At 58.9% G+C, this 16,741-nt stretch carries 12 protein-coding genes; 4 read left to right on the forward strand and 8 right to left on the reverse strand.

Annotation, left to right across the window (positions count from 1 at the left end):
- Window positions 1–121 precede the first annotated feature (121 nt).
- The 4 genes from AB4Y89_RS10375 to AB4Y89_RS10390 all read right to left on the reverse strand — a co-directional run bounded on the left by AB4Y89_RS10375 (window position 122) and on the right by AB4Y89_RS10390 (window position 5,226).
- A complete protein-coding gene (locus tag AB4Y89_RS10375) occupies window positions 122–2,395 on the reverse strand; it encodes an outer membrane protein assembly factor BamB family protein (protein ID WP_442300854.1) in 2,274 nt (757 codons plus the stop codon).
- Window positions 2,396–2,584: 189 nt separating this feature from the next.
- A complete protein-coding gene (locus AB4Y89_RS10380; RefSeq protein WP_442300855.1) occupies window positions 2,585–3,001 on the reverse strand; it encodes a hypothetical protein in 417 nt (138 codons plus the stop codon).
- A gap of 315 nt (window positions 3,002–3,316) precedes the next feature.
- On the reverse strand, window positions 3,317–4,744 hold the full coding sequence (locus AB4Y89_RS10385) for an MFS transporter (protein ID WP_442300856.1): 1,428 nt from the start codon (window positions 4,742–4,744) through the stop codon (window positions 3,317–3,319).
- Between the two features lie 134 nt (window positions 4,745–4,878).
- Window positions 4,879–5,226, reverse strand: a complete 348-nt coding sequence (locus AB4Y89_RS10390) for a helix-turn-helix domain-containing protein (protein ID WP_246153652.1) — start codon at window positions 5,224–5,226, stop codon at window positions 4,879–4,881.
- 267 nt (window positions 5,227–5,493) lie between these two features.
- Here AB4Y89_RS10390 and AB4Y89_RS10395 point away from each other — a divergent pair, with 267 nt between their 5' ends.
- A complete protein-coding gene (locus tag AB4Y89_RS10395; RefSeq protein WP_442300857.1) occupies window positions 5,494–6,417 on the forward strand; it encodes a PhzF family phenazine biosynthesis protein in 924 nt (307 codons plus the stop codon).
- 543 nt (window positions 6,418–6,960) lie between these two features.
- Window positions 6,961–7,413, forward strand: a complete 453-nt coding sequence (locus AB4Y89_RS10400) for a response regulator (protein ID WP_442300858.1) — start codon at window positions 6,961–6,963, stop codon at window positions 7,411–7,413.
- Window positions 7,414–7,527: 114 nt separating this feature from the next.
- Here the strand turns inward: AB4Y89_RS10400 and recG are convergent, their stop codons facing one another.
- Entirely contained in the window at window positions 7,528–9,831 is a 2,304-nt protein-coding gene (gene recG, locus AB4Y89_RS10405; RefSeq protein WP_442300859.1) for an ATP-dependent DNA helicase RecG, read from the reverse strand.
- Window positions 9,832–9,975: 144 nt separating this feature from the next.
- Here recG and AB4Y89_RS10410 point away from each other — a divergent pair, with 144 nt between their 5' ends.
- Together AB4Y89_RS10410 and AB4Y89_RS10415 are read left to right on the forward strand one after the other, a co-directional pair.
- Window positions 9,976–10,887 carry an ABC transporter ATP-binding protein gene (locus tag AB4Y89_RS10410; protein ID WP_442300860.1) on the forward strand — a complete coding sequence of 304 codons (912 nt, stop codon included), beginning with the start codon at window positions 9,976–9,978 and terminating at the stop codon, window positions 10,885–10,887.
- A complete protein-coding gene (locus AB4Y89_RS10415) occupies window positions 10,880–12,124 on the forward strand; it encodes an ABC transporter permease (protein ID WP_442300861.1) in 1,245 nt (414 codons plus the stop codon). Before AB4Y89_RS10410 ends, AB4Y89_RS10415 begins: the two co-directional genes overlap by 8 nt.
- 81 nt (window positions 12,125–12,205) lie before the next feature.
- Here AB4Y89_RS10415 and polA read toward each other — a convergent pair whose 3' ends face one another.
- The 3 genes from polA to AB4Y89_RS10430 form a co-directional block, all read right to left on the reverse strand.
- A complete protein-coding gene (gene polA / locus AB4Y89_RS10420) occupies window positions 12,206–14,968 on the reverse strand; it encodes a DNA polymerase I (RefSeq protein ID WP_442300862.1) in 2,763 nt (920 codons plus the stop codon).
- Between the two features lie 111 nt (window positions 14,969–15,079).
- The gene (queA, locus tag AB4Y89_RS10425) at window positions 15,080–16,102 is read right to left on the reverse strand and encodes a tRNA preQ1(34) S-adenosylmethionine ribosyltransferase-isomerase QueA (RefSeq protein ID WP_442300863.1); all 1,023 of its coding nucleotides are present in this window, start codon (window positions 16,100–16,102) and stop codon (window positions 15,080–15,082) included.
- Window positions 16,103–16,741 (reverse strand): lysophospholipid acyltransferase family protein, encoded by a 639-nt coding sequence (locus AB4Y89_RS10430; protein WP_442300864.1) that lies wholly within the window; start codon window positions 16,739–16,741, stop codon window positions 16,103–16,105.

Below are 16,741 nucleotides of genomic sequence, written 5' to 3' on the forward strand. Positions count from 1 at the left end.
CACTCCGGCTAGAGCAATTCTCCTAAAGGTGTAGAGCGAAGTGCTGGCTGTTCGCGCCGTTTTCCGCAAAGAAAACGGCATTCGCGGATTTATCCAACACCACAGTATTAGGAGAATTGCTCTAGCGCTTGTTTTCCCCGGCCGGAAGTGCAAATGCGATATACCCCTTCGATGTCGTCGGGTTAGAGACCCCTCCCGGAGGAATGTAAGCGCCCTCGGGATAAGGAGTTCCTCCGCCACTCACGGTAAACAGGACATACTCGCGTCCGTCTGCTTCATAGACAGCAGGCACCCCCTGCGATCCGTTGGGTAGATCTTTAGTGAAGATCACTTTGCCGGTGGCGCTGTCCAGGACGTAGAGCTTCGAGTCATTGCCGGCAAACAGAACCAGGCCGCCGGCTGTGGTGACGAAACCGCTCTTTGGATAGATGTTTCCCCGCAGCTTGTCGCTCGGACCTGCCTGGGGAACATCACCATAAGGCGTCTTCCATTTGATCTTGCCCGTATTTAGGTCGTAGGCGGTGATGGTGCTCCAGGGCGGAGTGATGACGTAAGGCTCGTTGCCGTACCCGGTCTTGTAACGGGATGGAGGACCTTCGACATCATTTGGATAAGGCGGCTCGCCCGTCAGCGTGCGCATCAATGTCTGGGTGGCGGCCGAAGGCGCCGAACCCAATGGCGCGAGATCGGGCTGCTTGAGAAAGGCCATCAGATCATTCATCGCCGGCGCCGGCAGGGAAGAGAAGGACGGCATGGTCGCTCTTCCGCTGGTGATGGTGTTGCGTGTCGCCTCCACGCCAAGCCGGCTGACCACGGTATCGAGTGCAGGTCCGCGATCGCCTTTCAGCTCCGGTCCGTGGCAGAACTGGCAGTTCTGCTCATAGACGGCGCGGCCCATCTGTTCCTGCGTAGGAATGCCGGTTCTGGGACGCACGTTGCGCGGCCGGCTTGGGATCAGACCGCCTGCATTGGCCGTGGTCGACTCGCCGGCACCCACAAGCTTGATGATCGACGGCATGTCTTTGGAAAGCACATAGACCGTTCCGTCAGCCGCGTTTGCTCCGGTGCTGAAGAAGAGAGCACCACCGTTCACGCTGGGAAGATTGATCGTGTCCGCGGTTGTCGATGGAGGCGTGTAGAAGCCGGTTCTCGCCTTGGATAGGCGCTCGCGCCACCAGGGCACCTCTTCCGGCTTCATAAAGCCTTCGTACATATCTTTCACAGTCATGCCCTGGCGGGAGAACGGAGGCACAACGGTGGGATAGGGCTGTGTCTTTGAGGTGACCTCGCCTGGAACATCGCTGGCCGGGACCGGACGTTCTTCGATTGGCCATAGCGGTTTTCCGGTGAGCCTGTCGAAGACATATAAGAAGCCGTTCTTTGACGCCAATGCGACGGCATCGACTGTCTTGCCGTTGTGCTTCACGGTGACGAGCTGCGGTGCAGAATCCGGGTCGTAGTCCCAGACGTCATGGTGCACGGTCTGGTAGTGCCAGAGATGCTTGCCGGTGCGGGCATCGAGGGCCAGCAGGCAGTCGGCATAGAGATTGTTGCCTTTCCGGTCGCCGCCGTAGAGCTCGTATTTAGCGGAGGCAACGGGGAAGTAGGCGATGCCATGTTTAGGATCGACCGTAATCTCACCCCATACATCTACGCCACCCATGTACTTATAGGCGTCCTTCGGCCACGAGTCGTATCCGAACTCGCCCGGTCGCGGAATAGTGTGGAACACCCAGAGAAGTTTGCCAGTCACTACGTCGAAGGCGCGGATATCGCCGGGAGGAGCGAGATATCCCTCACCGGTAGCGCTGCCAAGAATGATGATGTTCTCAAAGACGCGGCCGGGAGTACGGGAAGAGAGCGGGCGGGTAGCGCGGTCGAGCCCGATCTTCAGATCGAGTTTTCCGTGGTCGGCAAAGGAGTCGACGAGCTGTCCGGTGCGCGCATCCAGAGCCTGGAGGTAACCGTTGGCAGAGACGAGCACGCGACGGTCTTTGCGGTCTTTGCTCTCCCAGTAATTGGCGCCGCGCATACCCGCGATGCCGGAGAAACGCGAGGGCGCATTGCCGGGAAGGGTAAAGGCGTGGCTCCACAGCTCCTTGCCGGTGGTCGCGTCAACCGCCACCAGCGATCCCTGCTTCGCCGCCACATAGGCGATGTTGTCGATGACCAGCGGGCTGAAGGTATAGGTCATGTCATCACCGGTCAGATAGCTCCAGGCGACATCGAGCTTATTCACATTGCCGGTGTGGATCTGTTTCAACGGCGAGTAGTGCGCGCTCTCCGGTCCACCGAGATAGTCCTTCCAGCCAATCGGGGCCTGCTGTGCAGATGCAGCGGTACAGACGCAGGTAAGCAGGAGCGCAGTGGTGCTGAGTACGTGACCTGAGACCAAATGCGAAACGTGACTTTGTCTGGAGATTGCCCTCCGTGATATTTGCGGGCCGTGCACTTTTTCCCTCCGTCTGAGAACGCGTGTATTTGCAGGAGAGAATAGTACATTACGCAATATATGTTGCGCATTGTGCAATATGCGAAAGGCCCACTTCTATGAAATAGGCAAGGCACTGGGATGGAATGGTTCTTAGTTGTTGGAGAGGATGGGGGCCATCTGATCGGTGGTGGCATCCTGAACGAATATCTTGAACCAGGTGAGGAAGCCGGCACCCGGAATCTCACTCAGAACTGCACTGGTGAGCATATGAACCCTGATTGTGTCTGGGCCGGCGAGCGTAGCCTCGCTGAGCCGAGTTTGTATGAGTTTGATCCGGGCCAGAGTGAAGCCACGGTTCTGAATCTCCTTCCACTGCGGAGAATCTTCGGTGTCGATGGCTTCAAAGGTGCGAAAGAGCCCTTCCAGTTGCGGTCTCACCTCCGAGGCCCAGACAGATTGAAAGAGTTCTACGTCCTGCCTGATGCGGTTCTCGACCATGTCGTTCACGACGTTCATGATGAATGTCAGCAGAAAGAGAAAGTTGTTCTTGTTTTCGGGGAAGCTCATCCGTCACCTCGATACCGGCCAGCATAGCAAGCCTCAGAGGTAATGGTCGTATCGACAAATGCGACCTCGCTGAAACCTATAGAGCGGGCCTTCAGCCCTTTAATTTCTATGGGGCATCAGACCTGGCGGGTTGCCCTAGGCTGGTATAGAACACGCTTTTCCACCCCACTGAACAAGTTCATTGGGGACCCCGGCCTTCAGCGCTTATCGTTTATATTGCCCGGGTGCCCCGCCCTCGCAACGCTAGGGTGGGCTAGGAATACCCAAAATTCTTAACAACAAATACAAAGCGAATTTTGTCGATATAGCAGGGCGCTAAACCAATGCTGATTCCGATTCGGGGATGCGCTTATGACCGCTGGTGCTTGCTCCTGCATGGGGATGCAGTGCCAGGCTGTCGATGACTGGACCCAGGGCGAAGATTGCCATGAGGACGATGGCCCAGCGGAAGTCGCTAAGATCCGGGTGAGCTGCCGAGTGTCCCTTGGCCATGGCGACGATGCGCAGCGTGATGGCTCCCACTGCGACGCCCATGCCGGCGCTCAGTTGCATGATGGCGCTGAGAAATCCATTTGCTCGGCTCATCCGTTCTGCCGGGATCTCTGCATAAGCCAGGGTTGTCAGGCAGGTGAACTCCAGCGACCGGCAGGCACCGTGGATAAACAGGATGAAGAGCAGCAGAGCCGTAGGCGTGCCCGGTGTCAGCAGAGCGCATAGGCCGATGGTGCCCACGGTGATGAGGCCGTTAACGATCAGCAGGCGGCGGAAGCCGAAGGTCCTCAGCAGCGGCAGCACGATCGACTTCATGCTGAAGTCACCGCCAAAGAGCGCAAGCAGATACAGACCGCTGCGGAAGGCGGTCAGACGGAACGCAATCTGAAACATGAGTGGGAGCAGGAATGGCAGGGCCATGACTCCCACGCGAAAGGCACTCGCTCCATAGATGGAGAGCGAGTAGGTCTTGTTCCGCATCGAATCGAAATCGATGAGAGAGGTCTTTGGCCGCCGGCGCGCATACAGAATCGCAAAGACGCCGCAGGTCAGGCTGAACGCCAACGTCATCGCCGGGGTGACCCATCCGGATTCGCCTTCGCCGAACTTCTCCATGGCGTAGACAGAGCCGGCAGAGGCGATGCCCGCCAGGATGAAGGTTCCCCAATCGAAGGGGTGCCGTTCGTGGACATGGGTGTTTTCAATCCAAAGCACCGCCAGGATGAGAGCCGCGATCCCGAAGGGCACGTTGATCAGAAAGATCCAGTGCCAGCTGAAGTAGGTCGTAATGAAGCCGCCCAGTGGGGGACCGAGCACGAGAGCGGTCAGCCCCGGCCAACTGATGTAGGCGATGGCCTGCGCCAGGCGATCCTTCGGTGTTTCGCGGAGGACAATGAGTCGGCCGACCGGAACCATCATGGCTCCGCCGATGCCCTGCAGAATGCGCATCAGGGTGAACTGCGTCAGGGAATGGGCTCCGGCACAGAGCACGGAGGCTAGGGTGAAGAGCGATACGGCGGTCGCAAAGACTGTGCGGGCACCGAAGTGGTCGGCCACCCATCCACTGATAGGGATCAGTACGGCCAGCGTCAGCATGTAGACCGTCATGCCGATGTTCAGGCTGACAGCGCTGGTGTGGAAGCTCTTCGCCATCTGTGGAAGCGCGGTGGCGATGATGGTTCCATCGAGATTCTCCATGAAGAAAGCCCCCGCGATGAGCGAGGTGACATAGAGAGGAGATCGCGTCTTCATCTTTCTATGATAGGAGGCGCGGCAGGAACGCGTGTTAATCCCGAAAAATCAGTGACATCCCGATATTGATGAGCAAAAAAATACCCCCGGGGATCCGGGGGTGGTTGTAGAAAACTTTGGCTGACGGTGTGAGGCTAGCTCAGCGCGGTCTGGGCGAACTTGCGGACCATGGCCAGCAGCAGCTTGCGGTCGGAGTCGGATAGGTTGGCTGAGTAGCGCTGGATCTGGGTGAGGAAGCGAATCTCGTCTTCGGAGAGATTCAGCGTGCTCATCTCGCGCCCGACGCTGTCTTCGGCGAAGAACTGGCTCAGGGGCAGATCGAGTGCCTGAGCGATCTTTTGCAATGTTTCCAGGGACGGAACCGTGTGCCCGTTCTCCACTCGTGACAGGTAGCAGCGGAGTAGCCCGGTGCGCTTCTCGATATCGCCCTGGGACATGCCCTTCTGCAGGCGGAACCCGCGGATCGTAGCTCCGATGTTCATAGAAGCAGGCTCCGGTTCGGAGGGAAGGGGTGGAAGGATTGTCTGCATGTCAGCCATTGACCACAAAGTAACGACCGGTGACTTTGATAGCAAGAGGTAAAAGCCGTAAACAGGTGAAAAATTAGGCTCCTGTATCTGCCCAGGTTCGTTTCGGGCAGGAAACGAATCTACTTCGCCACCTGCTGGCAGCTCTTTCAAGGAGATGCGCCTTGTCTGAGAAGAAGATGGCGGGGGGAGAGGGGTGGCGGGCTTTGTAACAATGAGCGTATGAGCGAGAGGGGTAGCGGTATGCAGGCACTGGAGTGGGAGCAGGTCGACGTCTTTGCGGAGACGGCGCTGGAGGGGAATCAACTGGCGATCTTTACCGACGCCCGTGGTCTGACGACCGAGCAGATGCAGCGGCTGGCGCGGGAGACCAACCTCTCCGAAACGACATTCATCGTGCCCCGGGACGAAGCGATCGAGCACGAGCGGGGTGTGCTGGTCCGGATCTTTACGACCCAGGAAGAGCTGCGTTTTGCCGGACATCCGACGCTGGGCACAGCGAGCTGGATCTATCGGAACCATCCCGTCCTGCGTGGACAGGAGACCATCACGTTGGATCTCCCGGTCGGACCGATTCCGGTGCGCTTTACGGCGCCTGTGGAGGGCGAGGCGGGTGTCTTTGGGGAGATGAGGCAGCGTGACCCTGAGTTCGGTCAGATGCACGCACGGGAGGCCATCGCGGCCACCCTGGGGCTTACCGTAGACGATCTGCACCCGGAGCTGGAGCCGCAGACGGCGAGCACCGGAATGGCCTTCTGCATCGTCCCTCTACGGTCGGTTGAGGTGGCAGGAAGGCTCGCTGTGAACCAGCTGGTGGCACAGCAGTACCTGGCGTCGTCGGACGCGAAGTTCTTCTACTGCATCGCTCCTGTGGAAAACGGGGACGCAGACTGGCATGCCCGCATGCAGTTTTACAACGGGGAAGATCCGGCTACCGGATCTGCAGCAGGATGCGCCATCAGTTACCTGGTGCGTCACGGAGTGGTCGCTTCCGGCGCCGGCATCGTCATGGAGCAGGGGGTGGAGATGCGGCGGCCGAGCCGGTTACTTCTTCGTGGAGAGGTCCGTGACGGAAAGGTGTGTGAAATTCATGTTGCAGGCCGCACCATTCCTGCTGCAAAAGGACAGTTTTTCCTGTCAATTTAAGCCACATTTCAACATGCAACATCGTAGAAATCTCCAATAGCTGCGGTGGTTCCACCACTTGCGGTGGAACCGCAAGTGGAAAGGCCGCGAATGTTCGCTCTACTTTCGCCATTGCGCCGCACCTTAGAGCTTCGTACTCTTGCCAAGCGTTCGTGGTTCGGAACACCCCGACGCACAGGGTTTCTGATCTGACAAACAACTGAAGCTGAGAGGGGCACTGCGCAGGCCGCAGCGCCGATCCCTGGGGGCCCGAACGCACACCAGCACATGCAGCCGCGGTACGCGGCTGCGACGGCGGCACAAGCGTTTCCACCTTACGGACGACGGTGAAGGGCAACCTGCTTTCGCCTGCATCCCCCTCTCTCCGCGGCCGGGTATGCCTACGGTACGTCACTGTTTTCGCCCTGTGCGGAAGCAGCGGGAGAGTCTTGCCTTTCCCTGAGTCCAAGTGCATACCCGCCGCGGAATCTACCGCACCAACCCGCGCTGCCCCAGCGCCAGAGCAGCTCGTTCGCAGAGCAAGACGAAGGAAACAGTTAAAAAATGCGCCCCAAAAAAACCATCCTTTGCGTCGACGACAATGAACAGTCCCTTTCCGTGCGGAAGTTCCTTCTGGAGACCCGTGGTTACCGTGTACTCGATACCCAATCGCCCCATCACGCATTGGAGATGCTGACCCAGGCCTTGCCGGGTTCGGTAGATCTGCTGCTGACCGACCTGACCATGCCGCAGATGGATGGAAACTCACTCATCCGTCGCGCCAAGGAGATTCATCCCGCGCTGCCCTCGCTGATGGTGTCAGGAACAATCACCAGCGCCGATCGCAACGAAGCCGCCGATGCATTTCTGCCCAAGGGAGCGAACTCGGCATCGGAGCTGCTGGATCGCGTGCGCATTTTGGTCGCCCGCAAGCGTGGACCGAAGAAACACGTCGTGCAGATGACACCGCTCGCGCCGCAACAGCAGCGGACCGAGATGTATCCGGCGACGGCCTGACGGCCGAGTTGCTAGTTGCTGGTTCCTAGTTGCTAGGAAAGGCCATCAAGCACATGGCAACCTATGTAGCACCAGGCCAACTAGCAACCAGGAACTAGCAACCAGCAACTGCTTTTACGCTTCCACCAACCCATAGTGGCGTTGCCAGTGCTGTTTCAACTGGGTGCGGACGGTCTCTTTCTCTTCTTCCGTAGCTTCCGCATTGACGGCGAAGCTTGCTGCTTCGCGCTTGGCCAGCTCCAGGGTTTCGCGGTCGCGCAACAGGCTGGCGACGCGGAATGCGGGCAGGCCGGACTGGCGGGTACCGAAGAACTCGCCGGGGCCGCGCTGCTCCAGGTCGATCTCGGCGAGCTCAAAACCGTTCTGCGAGCGCACCATGGCGTCCAGCCGCTGGTTGGCCTCGGTCGAGACCGTCGATCCGGTCAGCAGAATGCAATAGCTCTTCGCGGAGCCGCGGCCGACGCGGCCGCGCAGTTGATGCATCTGGGCGAGTCCGAAGCGCTCCGCATGTTCGATGACCATGACGGTGGCATTGGGAACATCGACGCCGACTTCGATCACCGTGGTGGAGAGCAAAACGTCGATCTCGCCGCGCTGGAAGCGGGCCATGACGATCTCTTTCTCAGCGGCATCGAGGCGGCCATGCAGCAGTCCAAGACGCAAACCGCGCAACGGCCCGGCACTGAGTTCTTCGTACATCTGCGTCGCGGACTTAAGCTTGGCCTTGAAGAGATCGCCGGGCTTTTTCCGTGAGCCTTTCTTCGGAGCAGCCTCTTCTTCCGGGGGCTGATCGTGCGCGAAATCCAGTTCCGGCTGGTCGTCGTTCGTTCCTTCAATCAATGGGTACACGACATACGCCTGGCGGCCAGCCTGGACCTGTTTCCGGACGAAGTCCCATACCTCCGCCGAACGCTGTTCTTCTACGCGACGGGTGACGATGGGCGTGCGGCCCGGAGGCAGCTCATCAAGGATGGAGACGTCGAGATCGCCATACATGGTAAGAGCGAGCGTACGTGGGATCGGGGTCGCGGTCATGACCAGGACATCGGGCTCGGCCGCGCCGGGCTTCTTCATCAGGCGGAAACGCTGCTGAACGCCGAAACGATGCTGTTCGTCGACGACGATGAGGCCGAGCCGGTCGAAGTCGACCTTTTCTTCAAGCAGCGCATGGGTACCGATCACCAGGTCGGTTTCGCCGCGATAGATCTTGCCGCGCGCCGCTTTTTTCTCCGCAGGCTCAAGCGAGCCGGTGAGCAGGGTGATGCGGTAGCGGCGATTGCCGTCTTCTTTGGTGGCCTTCTGGAGGACTTTGCGGGCGGAGAGATAGTGCTGCGTCGCCAGAATTTCGGTTGGAGCCATTAGAGCGGCCTGGTAGCCGTTTTCCATGGCAACAATGGCGGCTTCCAGGGCAACGATGGTTTTGCCGCTGCCGACGTCACCCTGCAGCAAACGGCGCATGGGCTGCGGATGTTGCATATCGGCGACGATCTCGCCTAGAACTCGCTTCTGCGCGGTCGTGGGGTGGAAGGGGAGAATCTGTTTCAACGCCTCGCGAACGTCGGTGCCGGTCTGGAAGGCGATGCCTTCACGCTCACGCATCCGCCGGCGTTTGAGTTCAAGGCCGAGTTCCAGATAGAAGAGCTCTTCAAAGACAAGGCGGCGGAGTGCCGGTGTGCGGGCATAGGTGAGGTCTTCCAGACGGGTGCCTTCGCTGGGGAAGTGGACCTCGCGCAGAGCTTCCATACGTCCCGGAAGCTTGAGCCGTTCGCGCAGGGCAAGTGGCAGAGTTTCCGGCGCATCTTTGACCTCGGCGAGCAGATCCCACAGCACCCGGCGCAGCCACTTGCTGCCAAGTTTGGCGCCCCAGGCCGTGGTGCCGCCGAGCGACTCATAGACGGGGACGATGCGCCCGACCTCAAGACCGGCGAACTCGGCGTCTTCGCCGGTGGCAGAGGCGTCCGGCAGGAATTCGAACTGCGGCTGGATCATCTTGAAGGCGCCCGCGCGGCTGCTGGAGGCCTCGACCTTCCCATAGAGCGCGACCATCTGGCCGGCCTTGAACTTCCCTTGCAGATAGGTCCCGCGGAACCACAGGCATTTGACTGTGTCGAGGCCCTGGCCGACCGTAACCTCGAAGATGGGCATCTTCTTGGTGCGAAGGAGTGCGGCGCCGCGGACCTCACCGATGACAGAGGCCATCTCCCCCGGCTTGAGCTCACGGAGATGCCGCGGATGCAAGCGGTCTTCATAGCGGAAAGGAAGATGGTAGAGCAGGTCCTCGACCGTCTGCACCCCGCGCTCTCTCAGAGCTGTGGCGATGCGCTCGCCCACACCCTTGACGAACTTCACGTCCGTGGCGAATGTCTGGGCTTCACGCGGGGGCTGGCTGGTTCGTGGGCTGGCGGGCTGGGTCTTCATCACCGGGGACATCAGGTCTTATCGCATTGTAGGTTGCCGGCTGCCGTTTATCCTGCGTGCCCGCCGCTGGTCCTGAGGAAAGCGCAAACGATACAGTTTGCGGCCTCGAAATCAGCCAACTAGTAAACTTCCCTTAGGAACATCATGTCTATTGTTCAACTCGAACACGTTCGTAAGGTTTATGACAAAAAGGTCGCAGTCGAGGACCTCTCCTTCTCCATCGAACCCGGAACCATGTTTGGCCTGTTAGGGCCAAACGGCTCGGGGAAGACCAGCACCATCCGCATGATGGTAGGGATTACGATGCCGGACTCTGGCGTTGTCCGGCTTTTCGGCGAGCCGTTCAAGCGCGACGTTCTGAAGCGAGTCGCGTATCTGCCCGAGGAACGCGGACTCTACAAGAAGATGAAGGTCATCGACCAGCTCGTCTTTCTTGGACAGCTGCGCGGATTGGATGAGGCGACGGCGCTGAAGCGAAGCCACGAGTGGTGCGAGCGGCTGCAGATTACCGAGGCGATTCCCAAAAAGACGGAAGAGCTCTCCAAGGGCATGCAGCAGAAGATCCAGTTCATCGCAACGCTGCTGCATGAGCCGGAGCTGATCATCATGGATGAGCCGTTTAGCGGTTTGGATCCTGTGAATGCGACTCTGCTGATCGAGACGATGTTGGACCTCCGCAGGGAAGGCCGGGCGATCCTGTTCTCGACGCACCGCATGGACCAGGTCGAAAAGATGTGCGATGCCATTTGTCTGATCTCACGTGGCAGGCCGGTGCTGAGCGGAACCATGCGTGAGGTGAAGTCGCGCTATCCGCGCAACCGGGTGCAGATGACCTTCGAGGGAGATACGGGCTTCCTGCGTGACCCGGCGATTGAAGAGGCGAAGCTCTATAACGGTTCCGCTGAGATCAGGCTGAAGGATGAGAGCGGAGCGCAGCAGCTTCTCGCGCAGGCGGTGAACGCCGGAACACGCATTACCCGTTTTGAAGTCATGGAGCCCACCCTGGAAGAGATCTTTATTCAGGAAGTCAGCGCAGGAGGCAATGTCGATGCCTAGCAATACATTTCTGATCGCCAAGCGCGAGTATCTGGAACGCGTCCGCACGAAGTCTTTTCTGGTTACGACGATGCTGATTCCGTTGTTGATGGGCGGAGGAATCCTGTTCTCCGTAGTTAAGTCCAGGCACTCGAAAGCTGCGTCGCATATCGCCGTGGTTGCGGCCGATACCGACCTCGCGTTGGCGCTGCAGGACGAGCTGGAGCACGGCAAGGATTCTGCGATGCAGGTCGATGTTATCTCGCCGCCGACGGGCAATACCCGCCAGGCCGTCGTGGACGAGACCGCGGAAAAGCAGATCGATGGCTTCGTGTGGATCGATGTGAATCAGGGCAAGCCGAAGGCGACCTATACCTCGATAAGCACCGCCGACATTTCGACAATGCAGACGATTGAATCGGCTTTGCGCCGCGCCATCGTGCGCGAGGGTATGCAGCGCAAAGGCGTGGATGCCGGAGAGATCAAGCTGATGATGGCGCCGGTGGATCTGGAAACCGAAACCATCAGGAACGGCGAGATCTCGAAGTCGGATACCATGACCGCATTCTTTGGAGCCTACGTCCTGTTCTTCCTGATGTACATGGCGGTAATGCTTCATGGCATGAATGTGGCTCGCTCGATCATTGAGGAGAAGACCTCGCGTGTCTTTGAAGTCATGCTGGCAACGGTACAGCCGCAGGAGATGATGGCCGGCAAGCTGCTTGGTGTAGGTTCGGTCGGTCTGACGCAGATCGGGATCTGGGTGTTGGCAGCGCTCGGATTGTCGGCGGTCCCGATGGCCTCGGCAGTAGGCGCTGGCGCAATCCACATCAGCTTCTCGGCAGGCCAGATTATTGCGTTTATCGGTTACTTCGTCATGGGCTTCCTACTGTACTCGGGGATGGCCGCTGCAATCGGAGCAATGGTGAACTCGGAGCAGGAACTGCAACAGTTCAACATGGTGATCGCGCTGCCGATGGCGGTGTGCATGTTTGTGCTGGTGCCGGTGATCTCCAACCCCAACTCACCCTTCTCCCGCATCATCTCGCTGATTCCTACGTGCACGCCGCTGATCATGTATCTGCGCATCGCGATCTCGAATCCGCCGTGGTATGACATTGCCGCTTCAGTGGTGATTCTGCTGGCAACCATCTACGGCGTGCTGTGGCTTACCGCCCGCATCTACCGTGTAGGTATCCTGATGTACGGCAAACGGCCGACACTGCCCGAGATTCTGAAGTGGCTGAAGTACAGCTAGGAATTGAATGATTGAAGAACAAAAGCAAAAGGCCTCCGCTTCAGGAGGCTTTTTTGCTTATTCAATCATTCCATCATTCAATCATTTGATATCTCGCCAGTTATTGCCTACTCCGGTGTCGGCCACGAGTGGAACCTTGAGCTCGATCACGCTTTCCATCTCGTGCTTGACCATGGCTTCTACCTCCTTGGCTTCTTCCGGAGGGACATCGAAGAGGAGTTCGTCGTGTACCTGCAGAGTCATCTTCGCCTTCAGTTGACGGCGGGACAGCTCAGCATCGATATGCAGCATAGCGACCTTGATGAGATCCGCGGCTGTACCCTGCAACGGTGTGTTGACCGCGGTGCGTTCGGCGAAACCGCGCATATTGGCATTGCGTGACTGGATGTCCGGGATAGGACGTACACGGCCAAAGAGCGTTTTGACCTTCTGCTCTTCGCGCACGGTCGCCAGTACGCTGTCGATGAAGGCGCGGACTCCCTTATAGCGGTCAAAGTAACGCTCGATGTAGAGCTTGGCTTCCTTCTGCTCAATCCCTAACTGTGCCGCCAAGCCGAAGGGTGAGATGCCGTAGACGATGCCGAAGTTGACGGCCTTGGCGCGGTTACGCGTCTCCTTGTCCATCGTCTCGGGGTCTACTCCAAAGACCTCACTGGCGGTGAGCGTATGAATGTCTTTGCCTGTGCGGTAGGCATCAACCAGCAAGGGGTCATCAGAGAAGTGCGCCATCAGCCGGAGCTCAATCTGCGAGTAGTCGGCTGAGAGCAGTACGTTGCCGGGAGCCGCAATGAACGCAGCGCGGATCTCCCGTCCCAGCGCAGTACGAACGGGAATGTTCTGCAGATTGGGATTGACCGAGGAGAGCCGGCCGGTCGCTGTGCCTACCTGATTGAAGGTCGTATGAATACGGCCTTCGTTGTCGGCGAGCTGCGGCAGCTGGTCAAGATAGGTGGATTTCAGCTTCGCAAGCTGGCGGAACTCAAGGACCAGGCGGGGGACCTTGTGGTGCTCTGCGAGCTCTTCCAGAACATCCTGCGCCGTAGAGATGACCTTGCCCTTGCCGTACTTCAACGGCTTAGGCAGCGCCATTTTATTGAAGAGCACATCCCCGAGCTGCTTGGGTGAGTTGATATTGAAGCGATGGCCGCTGGTCTCGTAGATGCGCTCACTCAGCGAATCGATCTCGACCGCGAGACGAGAAGACATATCGCTCAGAACTTCGCGATCAATGCGTACACCCGCGCGCTCCATCTTGAGGAGAAGTGGGACGAGCGGCTTATCGATCTCGTCATAGACCTTCATCGTTTCAGCCTGGGTGACGTCGTCCCGCATCGGCTTCGCGAGGCGAAGGACGGCGTCGGCAGATTCGACCAGTAACGTGTTTGGATCTTTACCGAGAGCGCGGCTGGAGAAGCGAGCCGCAATGTCGGCCAGCGTATGTGAGCCGTGCGTCGGATTGATGAGATAGCTGTAGAGCATCACATCATCCACCACGCCACGTAATGCAAAGCCGCAGGATTCGATTGCGCGCAGAGCCGACTTGAGATCGTGTACAGACTTCGGCACGTTTTCGTCTTCGAGCAAAAATTTGAGCGGTTCTGCCTCCTGACGCGCCATATCGACAAAGGTCACATCGTGACCTTCCACCGCAAGGCCGAGGCGTAACGATTGCGAGGAGGGCGGGATGGGTGCCGCAGGGGCTACCGGAGGTGGTACAGCGAAGAGACTGCCGGTCTCAGGAGGTGGAGGTTCAGCCTCGTCCTCTTCGGGAACGCTGACTTCCGAAGCAATAGCCGCAGCGTTCTCGAAAACTGCCAAAGCAAAGCCTTTTTTCGCGGAGGTAAGCAAGGCTGTGAGCTGTTCCGGCGTGGGGTCGAGGATGTAGGTCGCCGGTTTGGCATCTTCCGGCGGAGCGAGCTCCTTGAGCAGCGTGGTGAACTCAAGTTCGGTAAAGAGCTCGCGGCAGGCAATGGGATCAATCGCCTGTGTCTCCATCGCGGCCAGGTCGTACTCTACAGGCACGTCCTTGTGGATGGTGACCAGCTCCTTGCTGAGCATGATGTTGTCGCGATTGTTCTGCAGACTCTCGCGATAGGTCTTACGTTTGACCTCTTCAGCACGATCAAGGGCGGCTTCCACCGTGCCGAACTGCTGGATCAGTTCCACCGATCCCTTGTCGCCGATGCCGGGGGCGCCGGGGATATTGTCGACCGAGTCACCCCGCAGGGCCATCACGTCGATCACCTGTTGTGGTGGCACGCCGAGCGTCTCTTCGACTTTCTTCGAATCGAGGATGAGGTTGTCCTTCGTCGGGTTGAGGATAAGCACATCGTCGTTGACGAGCTGCATCATGTCTTTATCCGAGGAGACGACATAGACCTTGTATCCCTGCGCTGCAAACTTGCAGGAGAGTGTGCCGATCACATCGTCGGCTTCGAAGCCTTCGTGGAGCAGGACAGGGATGCGAAAGGCATCCAGGGAGCGGCGGATGTAAGGCATCTGCTGCAGCAGGTCGGGCGGAGTCTCAGTTCGCGTGGCCTTGTAACCCGCGTAGTCGACCTCTTCAAACTGCTGCGTTTTGATATTCCACTTGCGGACGGCCTTCATCTCGCGGGCGCGCTCGTCGCGAAAGACGGGGCCGGGCGGATCGTAGATGGCGGCGAGGTACTTCGGCTGGAAGTCGCGGCGCAGCTTGTTGATCATGTTCACGAAGACATAGGTCGCCGCCGTGGGAATACCGGTACGCGTGGACATGGGGCGCTGCCGCTGCATGGCGTGGTAGGCGCGGAAGATGAACGCCATTGCGTCCAGCAGGTAGATTGCGGGTTTCTGCTCGTCAGCCATCCTTTGAAGGATACGCGTTTAGATGGTTGCGAGTTGAATTGTTGAATAGTGCTTTGGATTCGTTTGCAGGGAGACAATTCCTCGCCATAGAAACGTGTAACGGATGGATTTTCAGGCGATGAACATGCAGTCGCCATAACTGAAGAAGCGATAGCGTTCCGCTACAGCGTGATTGTAGGCCCGGAGGACATTCTCACGGCCTGCGAAGGCGCTCACCAGCATCAGCAACGTCGATTGTGGCAGATGGAAGTTGGTCACCAGGGCCTGTACGAGTTTGAACTCCGCTCCGGGAGAGAGAAAGATGTTGGTCTCTCCGGAATGAGGTTCGAGTGAGGTGCGGGCGCAGTGTTCCAGGGTACGAACCGTTGTGGTGCCGGCGGCGACGATTCGTCTGCCCTCCCGCTGTGCAGATTGGATCGCTTGTGCAGTCTCTTCCGGCAGCGTGTAGTGCTCGGTGTGAAGTCTGATCTCGTCCAGCCGTTCCACGCGCACCGGCTGAAAGGTTCCGAGGCCGACATGCAGCGTGATCGTAGCGATCTGGACTCCGCGGGCTTTGATCTCATCCAGCACGCGGGGCGTGAAGTGCAGACCGGCGGTTGGTGCTGCCGCCGAGCCTGGCTGCTGGTTGTAGACCGTCTGATAGCGTTCGCGATCCACGGCGTCATCAGGACGGTGCATGTAGGGCGGGAGTGGAATATGGCCAATGCGGTCGAGACGAGCGAAGAAGTCATCGACCGGTGCAAAGCGCAGCGTACGCTCGCCGAACTCACCGGCGGCAATCACTTCGGCTTGAAGCTGGTCGGCGAAGACAAGTGTTGTTCCTACGCGAACCTTCTTGCCAGGACGAACTAGAGCTGTCCACTCCAGCGGTGCAGTCTGCTGGGTGAGCAGCACCTCAATCTGTCCGATAAAGCCGGAGCGGGTGGCATACAGACGCGCTGGAATAACGCGGCTGTTGTTCAGTACCAGAAGGTCCCCGGGCTGCAAGAGTGAGGGCAACGAACGGAAGCTGTCATCACGAAACGCACCGGTATGGCGATCGAGCACGAGCATGCGCGACGCATCGCGTTCGGGCAGCGGCTGCTGCGCGATAAGCTCCTCGGGGAGATGGAAGTCGAAATCGGAGACCAGCATCTAGATGTCTCCTGTGTGCGGTTTTGCCATGCGCACCGCCTCATCCAGCGTTGCCTGCGTCGCTTCCGGAGTGGGAGCAGCTGAGGTGTGCGGCGGCCAGGTGACAGCGACACGGCTGAAGGGTTTGGGGATGAGGAAGCGGTCCCAGGAACGCAGCACCCAGGCGCGTTGCGGCTGCAGATGAAATGCGCCGACGTTGGCTCCAACCCGATTCGCGAGCGCAGTCACACCAGGTTTGGCGATCATGTTTGGACCGCGAGGCCCATCGGCAGTGAATGCGCAGATGTGGCCATCGCGGTAGGCGGTCTCCATGGCAAGCAGACCAACTGCCCCACCGCGTGAGCTGGAGCCTCGTATCGCCTTGAAGCCGAGACGTTCCACGGTGCGTGCGATCAACTCGCCATCGAAGGACTGAGAGATAAGGATGGCGATCCTAAGATTGCGGAAGCGGTAGGCGGCCATCAACAGGGAACGGTGCCAGAAGGCGAAGACGCTGGGAGCAGGCATGCGGTCGCCCGGGATAACACCGGCAGCGCATATCTCCTCAAAGCGAAGCGTGCAGCCAAGAAGGCGGATGAGGAAGGCGGCGAGGCGCGGGATAAGAAAGAGCAGTATCCGTTGTTTGGCCGTCCATTTCAT

This window comes from Terriglobus sp. 2YAB30_2 (genome assembly GCF_052114765.1).
Taxonomy (GTDB): domain Bacteria; phylum Acidobacteriota; class Terriglobia; order Terriglobales; family Acidobacteriaceae; genus Terriglobus.

Coding starts and splice junctions, on each gene's coding strand:
- AB4Y89_RS10410 (WP_442300860.1), top strand. CDS start 9,976: ATGTCTATTGTTCAACTCGAACACGTTCGTAAGGTTTATGACAAAAAG.
- queA (WP_442300863.1), bottom strand. CDS start 16,102: ATGCTGGTCTCCGATTTCGACTTCCATCTCCCCGAGGAGCTTATCGCG.
- AB4Y89_RS10395 (WP_442300857.1), top strand. CDS start 5,494: ATGAGCGAGAGGGGTAGCGGTATGCAGGCACTGGAGTGGGAGCAGGTC.
- recG (WP_442300859.1), bottom strand. CDS start 9,831: ATGAAGACCCAGCCCGCCAGCCCACGAACCAGCCAGCCCCCGCGTGAA.
- AB4Y89_RS10385 (WP_442300856.1), bottom strand. CDS start 4,744: ATGAAGACGCGATCTCCTCTCTATGTCACCTCGCTCATCGCGGGGGCT.
- AB4Y89_RS10400 (WP_442300858.1), top strand. CDS start 6,961: ATGCGCCCCAAAAAAACCATCCTTTGCGTCGACGACAATGAACAGTCC.
- AB4Y89_RS10390 (WP_246153652.1), bottom strand. CDS start 5,226: ATGAACATCGGAGCTACGATCCGCGGGTTCCGCCTGCAGAAGGGCATG.
- AB4Y89_RS10380 (WP_442300855.1), bottom strand. CDS start 3,001: ATGAGCTTCCCCGAAAACAAGAACAACTTTCTCTTTCTGCTGACATTC.
- AB4Y89_RS10415 (WP_442300861.1), top strand. CDS start 10,880: ATGCCTAGCAATACATTTCTGATCGCCAAGCGCGAGTATCTGGAACGC.
- polA (WP_442300862.1), bottom strand. CDS start 14,968: ATGGCTGACGAGCAGAAACCCGCAATCTACCTGCTGGACGCAATGGCG.
- AB4Y89_RS10430 (WP_442300864.1), bottom strand. CDS start 16,741: ATGAAATGGACGGCCAAACAACGGATACTGCTCTTTCTTATCCCGCGC.